The organism is Fredinandcohnia onubensis (assembly GCF_002734285.1).
Classification (GTDB): domain Bacteria; phylum Bacillota; class Bacilli; order Bacillales; family Bacillaceae_L; genus Ferdinandcohnia; species Ferdinandcohnia onubensis_A.
In genome coordinates, this window is sequence record NZ_NSEA01000003.1 from 218,220 (window position 1) to 239,670 (window position 21,451).

The following is a 21,451-nucleotide window of genomic DNA, read 5'->3' on the forward strand; positions in this document are numbered from 1 at the left end:
GAACTATATTCAATTTTGAGGTGTATGCAATGACAAGAAAAAAAGAAATCATTGTTCCTCTTTTACCACTTCGCGGATTGCTTGTCTATCCAACTATGGTTTTGCACCTAGATGTTGGCCGTGAAAAATCAGTGCAAGCATTGGAAAAAGCAATGGTAGAAGACCATATCATTTTTTTAACAACCCAAAAAGATGTGGCTATTGACGATCCTACAGAGGATGATATCTATAACATAGGAACATTAACGCAAGTAAAGCAAATGCTTAAATTACCAAATGGCACAATACGTGTATTGGTTGAAGGACTTCATCGCGCGGAAATAAAAGAAATCTATGACAACGATACTTATTATTCGGTTAAAGTAAAAACCTTTGAGGAAGACGAAACAAAGGATGTTGAATCTGAAGCACTCATGCGAATGATGCTTGAGTATTTCGAACAGTACATAAAGCTTTCTAAAAAGATATCGACTGAAACATATACATCTGTTACAGATATTGAGGAACCAGGTCGAATGGCAGATATCATTGCCTCCCATATCCCTCTCAAACTAAAAGAAAAACAAGAAATTCTTGAAACGATTGATGTTCGTTCCAGAATGAACAAGGTCATAACCATCATCAATAATGAAAAAGAAGTCTTAAGCCTTGAAAAGAAAATTGGTCAACGTGTTAAGCGTTCCATGGAAAGAACTCAGAAGGAATATTATCTTCGTGAACAAATGAAAGCCATTCAAAAAGAATTAGGCGATAAAGAGGGAAAAACAGGTGAGGTAACTACACTCAAGGATAAGATTGAAGCAGCAGGTATGCCTGACCATTTCAAGAAAGTCGCCTTGAAAGAACTTGACCGTTACGAGAAAATCCCACAAACGTCCGCAGAAAGTGCTGTGATCCGGAACTATATTGAATGGCTGTTGTCGTTGCCGTGGACAAATGCAACGGAAGATCGACTGGATATTCACCATGCAGAGGAAATCCTTGAAAAAGACCATTTTGGGCTCGATAAGGTAAAAGAAAGAGTACTTGAATATTTAGCTGTTCAACAATTAACAAACTCTTTAAAAGGGCCGATTCTATGTTTAGCAGGACCTCCAGGAGTTGGTAAAACATCGTTAGCAAAATCAGTGGCAAAATCACTTGGTAGAAATTTTGTGCGAATTTCACTTGGTGGTGTTCGTGATGAATCTGAAATCAGGGGGCACCGTAGAACATATGTAGGTGCAATGCCAGGACGTATTATCCAAGGAATGAAAAAGGCAGGCACAATCAATCCAGTCTTTTTATTAGATGAAATTGATAAAATGTCCAATGATTTTAGAGGTGATCCTTCTGCAGCAATGCTTGAAGTATTGGATCCTGAACAGAACTTTAACTTCAGTGATCATTTTATTGAAGAGCCTTATGATTTATCGAAGGTCATGTTCATTGCTACTGCTAATAACTTAGCAACCATTCCAGGACCACTTCGTGACCGAATGGAGATTATCACAATCGCTGGTTATACAGAGCTTGAAAAAGTTCATATCGCGAAAGATCATTTATTGCCAAAACAACTTGAAGAGCATGGTTTAACAAAGGGTAAATTGCAAATAAGAGAAGATGCTCTTTTAAATATTATTCGTCATTATACAAGAGAAGCGGGAGTCCGTAGTCTTGAGCGTCAAATAGCGAAAATTTGTCGTAAGGTGGCTAAGATTATCGTTTCTGGTGAAAAGAAACGCGTTGTCATTACCGATAAAAATGTAGTTGAATTCTTAGGGAAGCCGATATTCCGTTATGGCCAAGCAGAACTCGAAGACCAGGTTGGAGTTGCTACTGGACTTGCGTATACAGCTTTTGGCGGAGACACCCTTTCAATCGAAGTTTCGCTAGCACCTGGTAAAGGAAAGCTTGTCCTCACTGGTAAGCTAGGAGATGTAATGAAGGAGTCTGCTCAAGCTGCTTTTAGTTATATTCGATCAAAAGCACAAGAATTAAAAATCGATCCGGATTTTAATGAAAAAAATGACATCCATATTCACGTTCCAGAAGGTGCCGTTCCAAAGGATGGTCCTTCAGCTGGGATTACAATCGCGACGGCACTTATTTCTGCTTTAACTGGCAGAGCTGTTCGCAAGGAAGTTGGGATGACTGGTGAAATTACCTTAAGAGGCCGTGTTCTCCCAATAGGTGGTTTAAAAGAAAAATCATTAAGTGCCCATCGTGCCGGTTTAACGAAGATTTTATTTCCAAAGGAAAATGAAAAGGACCTAGAGGACATCCCTGACAGTGTTAGAGAAGATGTCGAATTTATTCCGGTTTCACATTTAGATGAAGTATTAAAACATGCGTTATTAGAGGAGAAAAAATGAAAGTTACAAGTGCAGAAATCGTTATAAGTGCTGTAAAGCCGGAACAATACCCAGAAGCAGATCTACCTGAATTTGCGCTGGCCGGACGTTCGAATGTTGGAAAATCTTCGTTTATTAATAAAATGATTAATCGTAAAGCTTTGGCACGTACATCATCAAAGCCTGGAAAGACGCAAACCTTAAATTTTTACCTGATTAATGAATTATTACACTTTGTGGATGTTCCAGGATACGGGTATGCAAAGGTTTCAAAAACAGAAAGAGCGGCATGGGGGAAAATGATTGAGAAGTATTTAACAACACGTGAACAGCTTAAAGCAGTTGTTTTGATTGTTGATTTACGTCACCCTCCAACCAACGATGATGTGCTAATGTATGACTTTGCGAAGCATTACGAATTACCTGTTGTCGTCATTGCAACAAAGGCAGATAAAATTCCAAAAGGAAAATGGGATAAACATCTAAAGGTCGTTCGTGAAACATTAGAACTTGAGCCTGGTGACCATATCATCAAGTTCTCATCAGAAACAGGTTTAGGAAAAGAACAGGCCTGGGCCGTCCTACAATCATATATGAAAGATGAAAACAGCTAAAGCATATGCTTAGCTGTTTTTTTTGAGTTAAAACCAAGCTTGGCGAAACGAAGGAAATTATGAAGAAATGGGGAGATATAAAGGCGATTTTACCGATTCGGTTATAAGCAAGGGATTGGCCTAATAAGATAGAAGAAATGTTAGGTACTCTTTACTAGGCGAATTTTGTAGCTATTATAGTGAAAAAAAGGGGGAAACAAAAGTGAAAAGGAGACTCGTTTCTTTTTTAGTTCTGATTTTGACTGTTGGTGTGTTGAGTGCTTGTGGAAGTGAAAAGTCATCTTCAACTGGGATGAAATTAGTTGAGGACGGAAAATTTACGTTTGCTTCATCTGGAGAATACAATCCTTTTAGTGTAACAGATGGAGAGGGTGTTATGACTGGCTTCGATATTGAAGTAGCAGAAGCGATTGCAAAAGAGTTAGGTTTAGAACCAGATCAAAAAAGGTTTAAATTTAACAGTATTGTAGAGGGTGTGAAAACAGGACGTTTTGATGCTGCTGTTGCAAGTCACACGATTACAGATGAACGTGCAGAGCATGTTAATTTTTCAACACCTTATTACTATTCAGGACCTCAGATCTTCGTAAGACCTGATAGTGATGTAGTAAGCCTAGATGATCTAAAAGGCTTGGAAATTGCTGTTTCAAAAGGTTCCACTTATGCAAAAACAGCTCAAGAAGTAACTGACAACGTCGTTCAATACGACAGTGATGTTACAGCATTGGAAGCTTTAGCAATCGGAAAGCATGATGCGGTTATTACTGACTTTTTAACAGGAAAAGAAGCAATTGGGAACGGTATCGAAATTGAAGGAAAAGATATTCTCGGTTTAAGTGAGCAGGCCGTAGCAGTGGCGAAGGACAATGAAGAGCTATTGAAAAAAATAAATGAAGCACTTGATAAATTAAGAGAAGACGGAACCCTAAAGAAGATTAGTGAAAAATACTTTAAAGAAGATATCACAACGAATCTAGAAGAATAGGTGTCATCTTAGAAACGAATGTGACTTTCTTACGCATTCGTTTCTTTTTCTAATAAGTACTTTTGAATAAGGAGTTGAAGGTAATTGCCTGAATTTAGTCATATCATAGAACAGTTGATTGATTCGTATCCTGTGTTTTTAAAAGGGATGCTTCTTACATTACAAGTAACAATTGTAGCTATTTTCATCGCTGTATTTATTGGTTTGCTTTTTGCATTTTTAAAAATTTCAGGGAAAACCATCCTCGTCAAGATTGCAGATTTGTATATTTATTTGGTAAGAGGAACCCCTTTAATCGTTCAGATCTTTGTCTTTTATTTTGGTTTATCTGCTTTAGATATATCGATGTTTTGGTCCGTAACGCTAGGTTTGGCATTCCATAATGGAGCCTATATTGCAGAAATTTTTAGAGGAGCCATTCAATCCATTGATAATGGTCAAATGGAAGCGGGACAATCATTAGGAATGAGCAGAATTTTGACGATGCGAAGAATTATCCTTCCTCAAGCGTTCCGAAGAGCAATACCACCCCTTGGAAATCAGTTTATTATTGGATTGAAGGACTCTTCACTAGCCGCATTTATTGGTTTAAACGAACTCTTTAATGTATCAACAACATTGGGCTCTAACAATTTTGATTATATGACATATTTACTTATCGTTGCGATTTATTATTTAATTCTTGTCTTGATATTTACTATTTTAGTTGGCATGCTCGAGAAAAAATTGGCCGCAAGCGATAAATAAGGGAAGGTGAAATGAGTTGCAAAAGAAGGATATGATAAAAGTTGTCGACTTAAATAAATCATTTGGAGATTTACATGTGTTAAAAAATATTAACATGAACGTGCAAGAAAGTGAGGTTGTTTGTTTAATTGGAGCAAGTGGATCTGGCAAAAGTACATTGCTACGTTGTTTGAATTTTTTAGAAATAAAAGAGAGTGGAGAAATCATCATAAATGATGAAAAAATAGAGTCTACTAGCCATAACCTAAATGAAATACGTCAAAGAGTTGGTATGGTTTTTCAACATTTTAATCTATTTCCCCATATGACAGTTCTTCAGAATGTGATACAAGCGCCCACACAGGTTAAAAAAATGCCAAAACAAGAGGCCATTGAGCAGGCAAAGGAGCTTCTTGCAAAAGTAGGATTGGCGGATAAAATGAATGTGTATCCGTCAAAATTGTCAGGTGGACAAAAGCAGCGTGTTGCAATTGCTCGAGCATTAGCAATGAAACCAGAGATTATGTTATTCGATGAACCAACATCTGCCCTTGACCCGGAATTAGTCGGAGAGGTCCTAAATACAATGAAACAATTAGCACATGAAGGAATGACAATGGTTGTAGTTACACATGAAATGGGATTTGCTAGAGAGGTTGCTGATCGAGTTATCTATATGCATGATGGAAAAATTGTTGAAGTCGGAAAGCCTAAGGATATATTTGAAAAACCGAAAGAACAACGAACGAAGGACTTTCTGAACTCTATTCTTTAACGAGAAAGCTACGTATCTCAAAGACAAACTTTGAGATGCTATTTTTTTTCATAAAAAACCCACGAGAAAAGGTTCTTCGTGGGCAATTTGCGTTTTGGTATAATTTACTTTTTCTTAATGAATAATAAATAAAAGCCGATTCCAATCACAAGGAGGGGCCAATAGTTCAAAATAAATGAAAAGCCACCTTCAAAAAAGCTTAACCAGCCCATAAATCGGCTATAGTTTAGAAACAATAATGAAACAAATAATAGAACAATACTAGGGATTAATCCATTTTTCGTTTTAAAATATGTAAATAGCATTCCGAGTCCAACAATAAGAAGCAAGGTACCCGGCTGTTTTGGCCAAAAGCTGAGTTGGTTGAGACTGTGAAAATGAAATCCAAATCCAACCAGAATTACTCCAGGTAAGATACTGCCTGGATTGTTTTCAACATAAGCTTGTACGAGAAAGGCAATCCCGACAATGATGATGAGTGTTTGCCAAGAATAGAAGTTAGTAAATACTGGTATACCCAGTTGTTGCAGTAAGAGATAGCAACCAATCCCTAAAAGGATGATGCCAGAAAAGATATTATTTTTTTTCATATGATCCCCCGTGCTATTAACTTGATTTGACACTATTTTTTTGTTAATGTAACGATTGAAGTCAAGATGATTAAACCATATATAAATGCCTTTATAATTATTATTTATTATAAATTTATCTTAGCATAGGTTGTCAAAAACTGTTCACACATTTTTCGACAATCCGTCACATCATACATGGTATAATAGTAGTAGTTTTTTGGACGAATAGGTTCAATTATTTAAAAGGTTGGGGTGAGATATTATGCATACACTAATGGTCGGACTTAATTATAGAACAGCCCCTGTTGAAATACGTGAAAAATTAACTTTTGATCCGGATAGCATTGCACAAGCTATGAAGGAATTGAAAGGGAAAAAAAGTATTCTTGAAAATATTATAGTTTCAACTTGTAATCGTACAGAAATATATGCTGTTGTCGACCAATTGCATACAGGACGCTACTATATTAAAGATTTTCTTTCACAATGGTTTGGTATCGACAAAGAGGAATTTACGCCATATTTAAGTATCTTTGAAGATGAGGGTGCAGTTGAACACTTATTTCATGTTACTTGTGGATTAAATTCAATGGTTGTTGGTGAAACACAAATACTTGGACAAGTACGTTCAAGCTTTTTATCAGCACAGGAAAAAGGAACATCAGGAACTGTTTTCAATCATTTATTTAAACAGTCCATTACATTAGCTAAACGCGCACATTCGGAAACTGAGATCGGCTCAAACGCTGTCTCTGTAAGTTATGCTGCTGTAGAGCTAGCTAAAAAGATCTTTGGGGACCTTACGAATAAAAATGTTCTTATCTTAGGTGCCGGAAAAATGGGTGAATTAGCTGTACAAAACCTACACGGTTCAGGCGTGGGTAAAGTAACAGTTATGAATAGAACTTTCGAGAAAGCACAAAACCTAGCCGAGAAATTTCAAGGTGAAGCCAAAACGATAGAGGAACTTCAATGTGCCTTAGTTGAAGCTGATATCATGATTAGTTCAACTGGAGCTAAAGGTTATGTGATTACACAAGAGATGATGCAGGATGTCGAGCGCATGAGAAAGGGTCGTCCTTTATTTATGGTCGATATTGCTGTACCAAGGGATTTAGACCCAGGACTAGCAGATTTAGAAAGTGTCTTTTTATATGACATCGATGATTTAGAAGGAATCGTAGAAGCTAATCTTCAGGAGCGTAAAGTAGCGGCTGAAGAAATAGAGCTTATGATTGAATCAGAGATCGTTGAATTCAAGAATTGGTTAAATACTTTAGGTGTAGTTCCAGTGATATCAGCTCTTCGCAATAAGGCATTAGCCATTCAAGCTGAAACAATGGAAAGTATTGAACGCAAGATGCCCAATCTTACTGACCGTGAGAGAAAAGTATTAAATAAGCACACGAAGAGTATCATTAATCAGCTATTAAAAGACCCTATACTACAAGCAAAGGAACTTGCTGCAAAACCAAATGCAGAGGAATCACTTTCATTATTTATGAAAATCTTCGATATTGAGGAAGCGGTTGTTTCTGAGCAAGGGACACAGATGGCTAAGAGTAATTTGAACAAGGTAGCATCAAATAGACAGCAGCCTTCTCTACAGTCATAATGAGGAGAAAATCGATATGGTAGAGATGAATGTAATGAGATTACATGAGTTCACAGTAATTCTCTATGCCTTGAGTGTCCTACTTTATTTTATAGACTTTCTTCATAATAACCGGAGGGTGAATAAGTTTGCCTTCTGGTTACTTTCATTTGTATGGGTAATTCAATCGATTTTTCTATTAACGAAAGTGCTAAATACAGGTAGATTACCGATTTTATCCATGGTAGAGGGGCTCTATTTTTATGCCTGGGTGCTGATCACCCTCTCTTTAATTTTAAACAAATTTTTGAGAGTGGATTTCATTGTTTTTTTTACAAATTTATTAGGTTTTTTCATAATGGCGTTACACACATTTGCTCCAGGTCAGCACGGTTCAAGTGCAGTGGAAGGCCAGCTTATTTCCGAATTACTTATGATTCATATTTCAATGGCGATTCTTTCATATGGAGCTTTTTCGTTATCGTTTGTTTTTTCGATTCTATATTTGATTCAATATAATTTATTAAAACAGAAAAAATGGGGAAAGCGACTCCTTCGGTTAGATGATTTATCAAAACTAGACCATATGTCCTATGTATTGAATCTCATTGGAGTGCCTATGCTTTTACTATCACTCATTTTAGGTTTACTATGGGCCTATATTAAGGTTGATAATTTTTATTTTTACGATGCAAAGGTAATAGGATCGTTTTTTGTTCTAGTTATCTATGCATGGTACTTATATAAAAGAGTTGTACAAAAGCTTCAAGGAAAAGCAATCGCCAATTGGAATATTGGAGCATTTTTACTTTTACTTGTTAATTTCTTTTTATTTGGAAGTTTATCTAGTTTTCACTTTTGGTATACATAGACAGGAGGTACATTCATGAGAAAAATAATTGTTGGGTCTCGAAGAAGTAAATTAGCTATTACACAAACAAACTGGGTTATCCAGCAGCTTAAGAACCTTGGTGTTCCATATGAGTTTGAGGTAAAGGAAATCGTCACAAAAGGGGATAAAATCCTTGATGTTACTTTATCAAAGGTCGGAGGTAAAGGCCTTTTTGTTAAGGAAATTGAACAAGCTTTATTTGATAAGGAAATTGATATGGCAGTTCACAGTATGAAAGATATGCCTGCAGTGCTACCTGAAGGACTAGTTATTGGTTGTGTGCCAAAACGTGAAGATCACCGTGATGTCATCATATCCAAGGGAAGTGTTTCCTTTGAAAAGCTTCAAAGTGGGGCTATCGTGGGTACAAGTAGCTTGAGAAGAAGTGCACAGCTTCTAGCAAAAAGAAACGATATCGAAATTAAATGGATTCGTGGAAATATTGATACGAGACTTGCTAAGCTTGAGAACGAAGATTACGATGCAATTGTATTAGCAGCAGCTGGCTTAAAGCGTATGGGCTGGTCTGACGATGTTGTATCCGAATTCGTAGACCCTGAAGTTTGCTTACCAGCAGTCGGTCAAGGTGCATTAGCAATTGAATGTCGTGAAGATGATGCAGAACTTTTAGTGGCATTGTCAAAATTAAATGATGAATATACGGAAAAAACGGTTGCAGCTGAACGTGCATTCCTAGATAAAATGGAAGGCGGCTGCCAAATTCCAATTGCAGCATATGCAACAATGTCCGATGATAAAGAGATTGCTTTAACTGCCTTAGTGGGCTCTCCTGATGGAAATACGATTTACAAAGAACAGGTTTACGGAAATAATCCAATCGAGGTTGGTCATGAAGCAGCAAATAAATTAACAAATCTGGGTGCTAAAGAGCTGATCGACAAAGTGAAAGAGGAGCTTAACCAGTAATGGAAGGCGAACAACCTCTTTTGGGGAAAATGATCTTAAATACTAGAGGTGAAAAGCAAGCTGCTGAATTCTCAATGAAAATTACAGCAGCTGGCGGAACGCCAATTGAACTTCCATTACTAACGTTTCAAAAGCCAAAAAATACAACTTTTATTAAGAATACAATAAGCAATTTGGAGTCATATGATTGGTTGATTTTTACGAGCAAGAATGGTGTAGATTTCTTTTTCGATTTTTATGATCAGGTAGTGGAGGAAGTGGGAATTAATCTTCCTCTACCTAAAATAGCTGTCGTTGGTACAAAGACAGAAAAGGCTTTGTTATCTAAGGGATTTGAACCAGAGCTGGTACCGGAAGAGTTTATCGCGGAAGGCTTATTTAAGAGTTTAAAACCTTTTGTGAAAAAAGGTGCTCGCTTTTTACTTGCTCGTGGAAATCTATCACGTTCTTATTTAGTTGACGAACTGACAAGGTATGGGGCAGAAGCTACTGATTTAATTGTCTATGAGACAATTGGCGATTCGCGTGAAAAAGAGCGCTTAATAGCGCTTTTAAAAGAAAATCAAATTGATATTATAACCTTTACAAGTCCTTCAACTGTGAAGCAATTTTATAAAATGGTTGAACAAATAGAGTGGCAACAATGGACAAAAAATGTGATATTTGCTTGTATTGGACCGGAAACAAAAAAGTGTGCAAAACAATTACATATCCCAATACACATATGTCCTAAGAATTACACCATTGATCATTTATTAACGGAAATCATTGATTATTTAAAAGCGCAAGGAGGAGAAAAATAAATGGAAAAATTACAATTTGCAAGACATAGAAGATTACGCCAAACTGCAAATATAAGAGCGTTAGTACGTGAAACTCATCTTCATACAGATGATCTAATTTACCCTTTGTTTATTGTCGAAGGGGAAAATAAAAAAGTAGAAGTTCCTTCTATGCCTGGTGTGTATAATATTTCATTGGATTTACTTGAGCAAGAGCTTAATGAAATCGTAGAATTAGGAATTAAATCTGTCATTTTATTTGGTGTACCAAATGAAAATGAAAAAGATGAAACGGGTACTGGTGCATTTCATGATCACGGAATTGTCCAAAAGGCAACTCAATTAACAAAAGAAAAGCACCCAGACTTAGTCGTAATCGCGGATACATGTCTTTGTGAATATACTTCACATGGGCATTGTGGTGTAATAGAGAATGGACAAGTCTTAAATGATCCTTCCCTTGAATTATTAGCAAAAACTGCTGTAAGCCAGGCAAAAGCAGGTGCGGATATAATTGCCCCATCTAATATGATGGATGGCTTTGTGACAGCGATTAGACACGGCTTAGATGAAGCAGGATTTGAAAATGTTCCAATTATGTCTTACGCGGTTAAATATTCATCTGCATTTTATGGTCCATTCCGGGATGCAGCTGGGAGTGCTCCTTCCTTCGGTGATCGTAAAACGTATCAAATGGATTATGCAAATCGTCTAGAGGCATTAAGAGAAGCTGAATCTGATATTGAAGAGGGTGCTGATTTCATTATTGTAAAACCAGCATTGTCTTACTTAGATATCGTGCGTGACGTTAAAAATAATTTTAATGCACCAGTGGTAGCTTATAATGTGAGTGGTGAATACTCCATGATTAAAGCAGCAGCTCAAAACGGTTGGATAAATGAAAAAGAAATCGTGATGGAAATGCTAACAGGAATGAAACGCGCAGGTGCAGATCTAATCATTACGTATCATTCAAAAGATGTTGCTCGCTGGTTACAAGATAAATAATAGCATTATTAAGGGGCCTGACCCCCACCGTGTTAACGCATTAACGCATCGGGGGTCAGGCCCCAAAAAAGGAAAGGGGTTACGAAGATGAGAAGTTATGAAAAGTCAAAAGCAGCATTTGCAGATGCAGTGCATCTTATGCCAGGTGGAGTAAACAGCCCAGTTCGTGCTTTTAAATCGGTAAATATGGATCCAATCTTCATGGAACGTGGGAAAGGCTCTAAAATATATGATATCGATGGAAATGAATACATAGATTACGTTTTATCATGGGGACCGCTTATCCACGGTCATGCGAATGATCAAGTGGTGGAAGCACTTAAAAAAGCAACAGAAATGGGAACTAGCTTCGGTGCACCTACTTTAGCAGAAAACGAACTTGCAAAGCTTGTTATTGAAAGAGTGCCATCAATTGAAATCATTCGGATGGTTAACTCCGGTACAGAGGCAACAATGAGTGCATTACGATTAGCTAGAGGATATACAGGTCGCAGTAAAATTTTAAAATTTGAAGGCTGTTACCATGGGCACGGTGATTCATTATTGATTAAAGCTGGTTCAGGTGTAGCTACACTTGGTTTACCTGACAGCCCAGGAGTACCTGAAGGAATAGCGAAAAATACCATTACTGTTCCTTATAATGATTTAAAGGCTGTGAAATACGCGTTTGAACAGTTTGGAGAAGACATAGCAGGAGTAATTGTTGAACCAGTGGCAGGAAATATGGGGGTTGTTCCTCCACAGCCAGGATTCCTTGAAGCACTTCGTGAGATTACAACACAAAATGGAACATTGCTTATTTTTGATGAGGTAATGACTGGATTCCGTGTGGACTATAATTGTGCACAAGGATATTTTGGTGTCACTCCTGACCTCACTTGTCTTGGTAAAGTAATAGGTGGTGGACTCCCTGTAGGCGCATATGGTGGTCGCGCAGAAATTATGGAGAATATTGCACCAGCTGGGCCAATCTATCAAGCGGGAACCCTTTCTGGTAATCCATTAGCAATGGCGGCAGGCTATGAGACTTTATCTCAGCTGAAACCAGAAGACTACACTGAATTTAAAAAGAAAGCTGATCGACTAGAAGAAGGGCTTACTCAAGCAGCAGAGAAATACGATATCCCACACTGTATCAATCGTGCGGGTTCAATGATTGGGTTCTTCTTCACCAATGAAAAAGTGATAAACTATGAAGTTGCAAAAACATCTAATTTAGAGTATTTTGCAACCTATTATCGTGAAATGGCGAATGAAGGAGTATTCCTTCCACCATCTCAATTTGAAGGACTATTCTTATCTACAGCACATACTGCTGAAGATATTGAAAAAACGATTCAAGCAGCTGAAAAAGCATTTTCTAAACTAAAAGGATAAGGAAAATATTTGGACAGACTCAGTAAACGACTGAGTCTGTCTTTTTATTTACGGAAATTATCATAAATGCTTATGATTTATCATAAAAATTGTAATGTCATAGTAAATCTGTATAGAAGAGGACTGAAAGGAGGAGTAGCTATGTCTGAAAACTTACGATTTTCAGTAGAGGAATCAGTCTGGTTTCAAAAGGGACAGGAAGTCTCAGAACTCATCTCAATATCTCTTGACCCAGATATTGTGATTCAAGAGCATGACCAATATGTGTCCATACGCGGTGCATTACAACTAACAGGTGAATATCGTATAGATGAAAACCATTCCGAGGAGGAAGAACGCGATTTTGCGTCGGTTCGCCTTGTGAATGAAGTGATCACAAGAGAAGATGGGATTAGTGAACTAAACCATCGTTTCCCAGTCGATATTACAATTCCACAAGATCGTGTACAAAGCCTCGATGATGTATATGTTTCAATTGAGACGTTTGACTATGAAATTCCAAAGCGTGGCTGTTTACAAATTATTGCCGATTTAGCAATTAGCGGTATCCAGGGTGTTACTCAGGCGCCTAAGGAGGAAGCTGTTCAAGAGACGGTAAAACAAGAGGTGCAAGCCCCTGTTGTGGCAGAACAAGAAGCAGTAGAGGAACTGGAGCTTGTAAGAAGTATTCCTCCTGAAGAAGAAGAGGAAGTGGAAGTTCAGGCGGTTTCAGAACAAGTTGAAGAAGAAAAGCCACAAGAGCAAGTAGAGGTAGTGCTACAAGAAAAAGACGAAGTGGTGCTACATAGAGAGGCTCAAGAAGAGGAACAAAAAGAGGAACAAGCAGAGGTTATTGCTGTAAGTGAACAGCAGGATGAGGAAGAGGATGCTGATTTATTTGTTCCATTTGAGGTAGAGGCTAGAAAAGAAGTATATCAAGAACATGAGGAACAAGAGGAAGTTGAAGTTGTCGAAGCGATTGAAGAAGAAGAGGTTCATGCCGTGTTAACTCCTTCAATCGAAGTGAAGGCAAGACATGATAATCAATTATCCTTTGGGTCTGATAATCCGAATAAGAAAAGCTCAACTGCTGTTCAGGAAAAAGAAGCAGCGAAAGATCAAAGAGAAGAAAAGACTGATGAGCCTTCAAAACGTAGTGAAAATGATTTATTATTAACCAAAATTTTTGGTAGAGATGAAGTAGATGACCATACCACAATGAAAATTTGTATTGTTCAACACGGAGATTCGTTAGAGAAGATTTCAGAACGGTATGATATCTCCGTACAACAATTAGTACGTGTAAACTCACTAAATACAGATTCCGTCTCTGAAGGACAGCTTTTATACATCCCTGTTCAAGCAAATAGTTAAGAACATCGATAGGGTGAGGAAAACCTCACCCTGTTTTCTTTATGAATCAAATGACCAAAACTGTTAGGAAAGAGAGTGATTGGCCCAATGGATAATAACGATGCTAAAGAAATAGGGCCCATCTTAAAAAAATATAATCTACAGCCCTTATCATTTGAACAACTCGGAAAAGTGACAAAAGTTGTGACAAACAAAGGAATTTTCGCTTTAAAATCTGTTTCTAGCAAAATAAACCCTTCCTTTCCTACTTTCCTTCAACAATTATTGCAACAGGGCTATACAAGGGCAGTACCTATTTACTCAACCATTGAGGGGAAATACCTTGTCTATCATAACCATAAATTCCACTACCTAATGCCTTGGTTAAAATCCACGACCACTGCACACCGTGGAGAACATTATCATTCCTTTTTTAAAGAGATTGCAAGAATTCACTTAACAACTGCAAGAAAGCTACAAATGAACGATGAAACTGAGATTACAGGGCATTATGAATCAATCATTAAGAAATGGGATGAACGGAATCAGTTTCTAGAAGGTTTTGTTGAAGCCGCCGAACAAAAATGGTATATGTCTCCATTCGAGCTTCAATTCTGTACGTATTTTTATGAAGTAAGTCTAGCAGCCTCATTTGCCAGATCACAGCTTGAAAAATGGCATGAGTTAATGAAAGAAGAAAAAACGTACCGTACCGCATTAACACTTAATCATTTTTCAGATACACATTTTTTATATGATGACAGCGGAAGGGGATATCTATCGAATTTTGAAAGGGCCGGATATGCAAACCCTACTAATGATTTAGTAAGCCTCTATTTCCGAATTTTAAAGACCTTTCCGACTTTGTGTACAGATTGTCTTGAATGGTTTGAATCTTATCAAAGCCGTTTTCCTTTACGCGAAGAGGAGTTCTATCTCTTTCTAAGCCATTTAACCTTCCCAGAGCCAATCTATAAATGTGTACGAAATTACACTGATAATAATCAGAAGAAATCAGAGCGGGAGCATGTCCAAGTTTTACAACGAGCCTATTGGCTGACTAAAAATATTGAATTTGTATCAGTCAAACTTTTGGAAGCCGAACAAAAAAGAAAAGAACAAGAGGAAGAAGAAGAATCCCATACGGAGTAAAGTATGGGATTCTTTATATCATGTCGAGGTGAAATGCAACTGCAAGTAAAATTAAGATGGCTAAAAAGAGCACATCAAATGAGGTTGGTATAAATATTGTTCGAACAGCTTGAACGATGGTGATGGGGATGATAAATTGGTGACATACATCTCTACATTGTCGCAGCCAATGAGGATAGGAGTATTTTCTAAAACGGCGTCTTCTCATGCATTATCTCTCCCTTCAAAGAAATCCTATAACTAAACTATGCTTGGAAAAGCAGAAAAGTTCCTGTCAATTCAGATTGAAAATTTTGTAACAAATTAACTCAAAGAGAATAAAGTATAAAAAACTTGGCTAACCTTATTGACAATACCTATTGAAATTCATCAAAAGAAGTAGTAAAATTCTTTAAAGAACTTAACTTACATACCTATAATGAGTACATACGATGAGAGGGAAGAGTACATTGAGAACACCTTCAGAGAGAGAAATCATTAGCTGTGAGATTTCTTAGGAACGTTACAATGGAAGGTCGCCCTTAAGTAGCTTTTATGAACTGAAGTAGTAAAAGCCGGTGAAAAGCCGTTATCTTTTCTTGAGAGCATAGATTAGTTTTTTATCTATGAAAAAAGGTGGTACCGCGAATAGACTCCATTCGTCCTTTTATTAGGATGAATGGAGTTTTTTATTTGAAATTGTTTACAAGCAGAAGGAGGAACTCAAATGGAAGGTAATGAAACGACTTTATCAACTAAGTATGATCCGCAAGCCATTGAAGCGGGACGTTATCAATATTGGTTAGAAGGTAAATTTTTTGAAGCAAAAGATGATGCTGAGAAAAAACCTTATACGATTGTTATTCCACCACCAAACGTAACAGGGAAGTTACATCTAGGTCATGCGTGGGATACAACCTTACAGGATATACTTACTCGTATTAAACGAATGCAAGGCTTTGATGTTTTATGGTTACCAGGAATGGACCATGCTGGTATCGCAACCCAAGCAAAGGTAGAGGCTAAACTACGTGAAGAAGGAAAATCTCGCTATGATTTAGGCCGTGAAAAATTTGTAGAAGAGACATGGAAGTGGAAGGAAGAGTACGCGAGCCATATTCGTGAACAATGGTCTAAACTTGGTCTTGGACTTGATTACTCCAGAGAACGTTTCACTCTTGATGAAGGACTTTCAAAAGCGGTACGTGAAGTATTCGTTACCCTATATAAAAAAGGTCTAATTTACCGTGGTGAATATATCATCAACTGGGATCCAGCAACAAAAACAGCTCTTTCTGACATCGAAGTTATTTACAAAGATGTTCAGGGTGCATTTTACCATATGCGTTATCCATTAGCAGATGGAAGCGGGGTAATTGAGATTGCAACGACTCGACCAGAAACAATGCTGGGTGATACTGCAATTGCTGTTCACCCAGAAGATGAGCGCTTTAAGCAATTAATCGGTAAAACAGTTATTCTGCCGATTGTTGGAAGAGAAATTCCGATTGTTGCTGATGATTATGTAGATATGGAATTTGGTTCTGGTGCAGTTAAAATTACACCTGCACATGATCCAAATGACTTTGAAGTAGGGAATCGTCACAATCTTGAGCGTGTGTTAGTCATGAATGAAGATGGAACCATGAACTCAAACGCAGGTAAATACCAAGGCATGGATCGCTTTGAATGCCGAAAACAAATTGTTAAAGACCTTCAAAAAGAGGGCGTTCTATTTAAAATTGAAGAACATCTTCATTCAGTAGGTCACAGTGAACGAAGTGGGGCTGTTGTTGAGCCATACCTTTCCACACAATGGTTTGTAAAAATGCAACCATTAGCAGATGAGGCAATCAAGCTTCAATCACAAGAGGAAAAAGTAAATTTCGTTCCAGAACGTTTCGAAAAAACGTATCTTCGCTGGATGGAAAACATTCGAGACTGGTGTATTTCACGACAATTGTGGTGGGGGCATCGAATTCCAGCATGGTACCATAAAGAAACAGGTGAGGTTTATGTTGACCATGAGCCACCAAGTGACATCGAAAATTGGGAACAGGACAATGATGTTTTAGATACTTGGTTCAGTTCTGCATTATGGCCATTCTCCACAATGGGCTGGCCAGATAAGGAAGCAGCGGATTTTAAACGCTACTACCCTACAGATGCTCTTGTAACAGGCTATGATATTATCTTCTTCTGGGTATCAAGAATGATTTTCCAAGGTTTAGAATTTACAGGAAAGCGTCCATTTAAAGATGTTCTGATTCACGGTCTGGTACGTGATGCAGAAGGTCGTAAAATGAGTAAGTCACTCGGAAATGGTGTAGACCCAATGGATGTAATCGCCCAATATGGTGCCGACTCATTACGTTACTTCTTATCTACTGGAAGTTCACCTGGTCAAGATTTACGCTTTAGTATGGAAAAAGTTGAAGCAACCTGGAACTTCGCCAATAAGATTTGGAATGCATCACGTTTTGCATTAATGAATATGGGTGACCTTAAGTTCGAAGACATTGACTTTAGTGGAGAAAAATCTGTTGCGGATAAGTGGATTTTAACTCGCCTAAATGAAACAATCGAATCAGTAACAAAGCTTGCTGATAAATATGAATTCGGTGAAGTTGGAAGAGTTTTATATAACTTTATTTGGGATGAATTCTGTGATTGGTATATTGAAATGGCGAAACTACCATTGTACGGTGAAGATGAGCAAGCAAAGAAAACAACAAGATCGATTCTCGCATATGTCTTAGACAACACGATGAGATTGCTACACCCATTCATGCCGTTTATTACCGAGGAAATATGGCAAAACTTGCCACATCATGGCGAATCCATTACTGTAGCAAAATGGCCAGAGGTGAATCGTGAATTATCTGATGATCAAGCAGCAGGCGAAATGCGACTATTGGTCGATATTATCCGCTCTGTTCGAAACATCAGAGCAGAAGTTAATACACCAATGAGCAAACAAATCAAGCTTCATATCAAAGCGAAAGATGAAACAGTTCTTGCACAATTAGAAAAGAATCGTTCTTACTTAGAAAAATTCTGTAATCCTAGTGAGCTTGTACTTGCAACTGAAATTACTTCTCCTGACAAGGCTATGACTTCAGTAGTAACAGGAGCAGAATTATTCCTTCCACTTGAAGGACTGATCAACATTGATGAAGAAATTAAGCGTCTAGAAAAAGAACTAGATAAACTTGATAAAGAAGTTGAACGCGTTCAGAAGAAACTTAGCAATGAAGGTTTTGTGAAGAAAGCACCTCAAAAGGTAATTGAAGAGGAACAGGCAAAAGAAAAAGATTATCTTGAAAAACGCGAAACAGTTCGTGAACGCATTTCAGAATTAAGAGGCTAAAGGAATGAGAGGCGAATCTACTATAGATTCGTCTTTCCTTCATTTTTAAAGTTGAATGAATATATATGGAGGAACCCATATGATACATACGTACGAAGACGCTTTGTCATGGATTCATGGAAGGTTAAGACTTGGTATGAAGCCAGGACTTGCGCGAATGGAATGGATGATGGAACGGCTCGGTCATCCAGAAGAAAAAATAAAAACGATTCATATTGCAGGAACAAACGGGAAAGGCTCAACTGTTAGCTACATTCGCAATATGTTACAAGAAGCTGGATATAGTGTTGGAACATTTACTTCTCCTTATATTGAGACCTTTAATGAACGAATTAGTGTAAATGGAAAACCTATTTCAAATGAAGAAATTGTCTCCCTTTTAAAGGTGATTAAACCATTAGCAGATGAATTAGAAGGAACGGAACTTGGGGGTCCAACTGAATTTGAAGTGATCACAGCAATGGCTCTCTATTATTTCGGGCAAAACACGGATATAGATTTCGTGATAATGGAGGTTGGACTAGGGGGCAAGTTAGACTCAACAAATGTGATAACTCCACTTGTATCTATAATCACGAGTATTGGATTCGATCATATGAACATTTTAGGGGATAGCATTGAAAAAATTACCGGAGAAAAAGCGGGTATCATCAAGCAAAATGTTCCGGTCGTGTCAGCAGTTGAACAACCGGAAGCTATTGAAGTTATTAATGCTAAGGCAAAGGAAGAAAATAGCCCAATGTATCAATTGGGACAGGATTTCTTTATTTTAGATCACCAACACAATAATGGGGAATCATTTTCTCTAAAAGCAGATAATCAAACCCTTCTTAATCTAACCATTTCTATGAAGGGAACCCATCAGGTAAGAAACGCTAGTCTTGCAGTAATGACAATAAATATCTTAAAAAATAGCGGGATAGTACAAATAGAAGAACATGAGCTTGTTACTGGATTGGAAAAAACAAAATGGATTGGTCGCTTTGAAGAGATTTCGAAAAAGCCCCTTGTCATACTAGATGGAGCTCATAATCCAGAAGGAATTAAAAGTCTTGTTGATACAATCCAGGCACACCTAAAAGGGAAGCAAATCCACATTATTTTTAGCGCATTACATGATAAAAAACTTGATACGATGATACGGCAACTGGAAGCAGTCGCTCATAATCTAACATTTACAACCTTTGACTTTCCGAGAGCAGCAAGCTCCAAAGAACTATATGAAAATTCTTCGAAAGGTGAAACGATTACAACGGTGGATAACTGGAAGGATGCTGTGAAAACGGGTTTAGAAAAAGTAACAGCGGAAAAGAATGCAGTCCTAGTAATCACTGGTTCATTATATTTTATTTCAGAGGTTCGGCAGTATCTAACAGAAAAATAGAGAGAATAGTTATAGAAAAAATGAAAAAAAGCGGTCAACAAAAGTTGACCGCTTTACCTCTAGTTATATCGGACATCTAATTCATCAGTTCTGACGATTACTTCGGCATTTGAAAAATAACTACTCACGTAATCCGCGTAAATTCCTTTATTGTTACTTCCATTAAGTTCTCTTAAATCCTCACACGTTCTTCCACCAAGGGGTTTAACTAAATTAAAATCGCTTCCTTCAGGCATAAACAAAGTACCTTTGACACAAACAAATGAATTCGGCTTAGTTAGTATCGTTTTTTGATAGAAATAGGCATCCCTTTTTACGATGATATCCCCATGGTTTGCATCATCCAGTCCCCAATTGATGTGAAGGTCCCTACCTACGTATATCGTACCGTGGTTTTCAACGACAATATTACTACCTTCTATGTCAGCTCCACCGTCAATGTAAAGGTCCTTTTTAACCCATAGTTCATATTCGCTTAGACCATTTTTACACAGGCTATTACTATTTTCAAGGCAGGCATAGGGATTATTCGGATTATTTTCCCCAACTAGTTTTACTTTCCCATATACAAATATATCATCCAAGGCTGTAACTGTTGTAGAACTCCCTCTTACTTTATTTATATCTAGACCAGAAGGGAAGTAAACACCGCTATTAAATTTTGTATGGTCCGTAAAATCGCAAGGAGAATTTGTACCGTTCTGACATGTTATTAATCCAGAAGGAGGGTTTGGGAAGTTTTGTATTATGGTAATCGGAAAAGAAACTTTTAATTCCTTTTCAGTAGTGTTTGATATTCCTTTACTAACAAAACTAAAAACTTTATTAGATTGTTCACATTGATAATCCCTTAGCACAAACGAAGTACCGGAACCCATCATTTGTGAGGATGAAGGATTGGTAGCTGGAAGGGTCGTGACCACATCGAATATATATTCACAAGGATTCTTATGCAAAGTGTTGTTTCTGAAATCAACTTTTTTAATAATATCCTCCACAAAATAATCGATTCCCATTTCGGCAGCGTCTGTAGCTTTTTGCATATGTTCTGTTTGTGCAACCTGCTTAGATCCGTTTAGTGCTTGTGCTGTCATAACTGATGCAAAAATAGAAATAAGGGTAATGGTTAATAGGACAACAACTAAAGTTTGCCCTTTTTGGTTAAATAGACTCATACCATTTCACCTCTCTTTAATATCTGTTTATAACGGTTCTCAATGTAAAGCTATTTTGAGTGTTTTCAGTATCTGTTATTTTTATTTCAATAAATAACGGATTGCTTGTTTCCACAACTAGTGAACTATGGAAAACTTGATAATCTGTTTGTCCGGCATTAAGGATTTCAATATCTAAATCAGGGTGGCTAATAACAGTTTCATTGACTTTAATTTGTTTATTGCCTGTTCCTGAATTGATTGCTGTTAGTGTATATTCAGCAGTATCTTGATGAATATTTGTAATGTTCGCTAGGATTTGGTTAGCTTCTTGACTAAGTGAAATTTTCTTTTTATTAAGGTCAAAGTAATTCATACTATTTATAAGCACCCCAGATAGCAGGGCTATAAAAATTGTGAGGATTGCAAGAGATGCCAATAATTCAATTAATGTGATTCCTTTGTTTTGTTTTAAGAACTCTCTATACATGATAA

19 protein-coding genes and 1 other annotated feature are annotated in these 21,451 nt (G+C 37.4%); of the genes, 15 read left to right on the forward strand and 4 right to left on the reverse strand.

The genetic code is table 11. The features are described 5' to 3' along the window. Positions 1-29: 29 nt before the first annotated feature. From lon to CKJ95_RS03900, 5 genes are all read left to right on the forward strand, one after another. Positions 30-2,354 carry an endopeptidase La gene (gene lon, locus CKJ95_RS03880; protein ID WP_099352085.1) on the forward strand — a complete coding sequence of 775 codons (2,325 nt, stop codon included), beginning with the start codon at positions 30-32 and terminating at the stop codon, positions 2,352-2,354. After that, the gene (yihA, locus tag CKJ95_RS03885) at positions 2,351-2,947 is read left to right on the forward strand and encodes a ribosome biogenesis GTP-binding protein YihA/YsxC (protein ID WP_099352086.1); all 597 of its coding nucleotides are present in this window, start codon (positions 2,351-2,353) and stop codon (positions 2,945-2,947) included. The genes lon and yihA overlap by 4 nt, the downstream gene beginning before the upstream one ends. A 202-nt stretch (positions 2,948-3,149) precedes the next feature. Next, on the forward strand, positions 3,150-3,932 hold the full coding sequence (locus CKJ95_RS03890; protein WP_180271397.1) for a transporter substrate-binding domain-containing protein: 783 nt from the start codon (positions 3,150-3,152) through the stop codon (positions 3,930-3,932). Positions 3,933-4,016: 84 nt separating this feature from the next. Next, positions 4,017-4,679 (forward strand): amino acid ABC transporter permease, encoded by a 663-nt coding sequence (locus CKJ95_RS03895; protein ID WP_099352087.1) that lies wholly within the window; start codon positions 4,017-4,019, stop codon positions 4,677-4,679. A 31-nt stretch (positions 4,680-4,710) separates the two neighbouring features. Continuing rightward, positions 4,711-5,433: an amino acid ABC transporter ATP-binding protein gene (locus CKJ95_RS03900; RefSeq protein WP_180271415.1), complete on the forward strand. Its 723-nt coding sequence runs from the start codon at positions 4,711-4,713 to the stop codon at positions 5,431-5,433. A 104-nt stretch (positions 5,434-5,537) separates the two neighbouring features. Here CKJ95_RS03900 and CKJ95_RS03905 read toward each other — a convergent pair whose 3' ends face one another. Beyond that, positions 5,538-6,023, reverse strand: a complete 486-nt coding sequence (locus tag CKJ95_RS03905; RefSeq protein WP_099352089.1) for a LiaI-LiaF-like domain-containing protein — start codon at positions 6,021-6,023, stop codon at positions 5,538-5,540. A gap of 244 nt (positions 6,024-6,267) precedes the next feature. Between CKJ95_RS03905 and hemA the strand changes: the two genes are divergently transcribed. The 8 genes from hemA (at position 6,268) to ysxE (ending at position 15,069) form a co-directional block, all read left to right on the forward strand. Continuing rightward, complete coding sequence (gene hemA / locus CKJ95_RS03910; protein ID WP_099352090.1) at positions 6,268-7,620, forward strand: glutamyl-tRNA reductase; 1,353 nt, start codon at positions 6,268-6,270, stop codon at positions 7,618-7,620. A gap of 16 nt (positions 7,621-7,636) precedes the next feature. Continuing rightward, a complete protein-coding gene (locus CKJ95_RS03915; protein WP_099352091.1) occupies positions 7,637-8,470 on the forward strand; it encodes a cytochrome C assembly family protein in 834 nt (277 codons plus the stop codon). 15 nt (positions 8,471-8,485) lie between these two features. Then, positions 8,486-9,418: a hydroxymethylbilane synthase gene (hemC, locus tag CKJ95_RS03920; protein WP_099352092.1), complete on the forward strand. Its 933-nt coding sequence runs from the start codon at positions 8,486-8,488 to the stop codon at positions 9,416-9,418. After that, positions 9,418-10,221: a uroporphyrinogen-III synthase gene (locus tag CKJ95_RS03925; RefSeq protein ID WP_099352093.1), complete on the forward strand. Its 804-nt coding sequence runs from the start codon at positions 9,418-9,420 to the stop codon at positions 10,219-10,221. The genes hemC and CKJ95_RS03925 overlap by 1 nt, the downstream gene beginning before the upstream one ends. Continuing rightward, complete coding sequence (gene hemB, locus CKJ95_RS03930; RefSeq protein ID WP_099352094.1) at positions 10,222-11,208, forward strand: porphobilinogen synthase; 987 nt, start codon at positions 10,222-10,224, stop codon at positions 11,206-11,208. An 87-nt stretch (positions 11,209-11,295) separates the two neighbouring features. Beyond that, positions 11,296-12,585, forward strand: a complete 1,290-nt coding sequence (gene hemL / locus CKJ95_RS03935; RefSeq protein WP_099352095.1) for a glutamate-1-semialdehyde 2,1-aminomutase — start codon at positions 11,296-11,298, stop codon at positions 12,583-12,585. Positions 12,586-12,726: 141 nt separating this feature from the next. Continuing rightward, positions 12,727-13,938 carry a stage VI sporulation protein D gene (gene spoVID / locus CKJ95_RS03940; protein ID WP_180271398.1) on the forward strand — a complete coding sequence of 404 codons (1,212 nt, stop codon included), beginning with the start codon at positions 12,727-12,729 and terminating at the stop codon, positions 13,936-13,938. An 87-nt stretch (positions 13,939-14,025) separates the two neighbouring features. Then, positions 14,026-15,069 (forward strand): spore coat protein YsxE, encoded by a 1,044-nt coding sequence (gene ysxE / locus CKJ95_RS03945; protein WP_142353918.1) that lies wholly within the window; start codon positions 14,026-14,028, stop codon positions 15,067-15,069. 13 nt (positions 15,070-15,082) lie between these two features. On the opposite strand, the gene CKJ95_RS03950 is transcribed toward ysxE, so the two are convergent. Beyond that, positions 15,083-15,277, reverse strand: coding sequence for a hypothetical protein (locus CKJ95_RS03950; protein WP_099352098.1), 195 nt, complete (start codon positions 15,275-15,277; stop codon positions 15,083-15,085). A 214-nt stretch (positions 15,278-15,491) separates the two neighbouring features. Further along, positions 15,492-15,718, forward strand: a binding site (T-box leader). A gap of 57 nt (positions 15,719-15,775) precedes the next feature. On the opposite strand from CKJ95_RS03950, the gene CKJ95_RS03955 reads away from it, so the two are divergent. Together CKJ95_RS03955 and CKJ95_RS03960 are read left to right on the forward strand one after the other, a co-directional pair. Next, complete coding sequence (locus CKJ95_RS03955) at positions 15,776-18,418, forward strand: valine--tRNA ligase (RefSeq protein WP_099352099.1); 2,643 nt, start codon at positions 15,776-15,778, stop codon at positions 18,416-18,418. Positions 18,419-18,497: 79 nt separating this feature from the next. Beyond that, positions 18,498-19,802 (forward strand): bifunctional folylpolyglutamate synthase/dihydrofolate synthase, encoded by a 1,305-nt coding sequence (locus tag CKJ95_RS03960; RefSeq protein ID WP_099352100.1) that lies wholly within the window; start codon positions 18,498-18,500, stop codon positions 19,800-19,802. 59 nt (positions 19,803-19,861) lie between these two features. Here CKJ95_RS03960 and CKJ95_RS03965 read toward each other — a convergent pair whose 3' ends face one another. Next, positions 19,862-20,977 carry a hypothetical protein gene (locus CKJ95_RS03965; protein WP_099352101.1) on the reverse strand — a complete coding sequence of 372 codons (1,116 nt, stop codon included), beginning with the start codon at positions 20,975-20,977 and terminating at the stop codon, positions 19,862-19,864. Between the two features lie 16 nt (positions 20,978-20,993). Then, the gene (locus CKJ95_RS03970) at positions 20,994-21,446 is read right to left on the reverse strand and encodes a prepilin-type N-terminal cleavage/methylation domain-containing protein (protein ID WP_099352102.1); all 453 of its coding nucleotides are present in this window, start codon (positions 21,444-21,446) and stop codon (positions 20,994-20,996) included. Between the last annotated feature and the right edge of the window lie 5 nt (positions 21,447-21,451).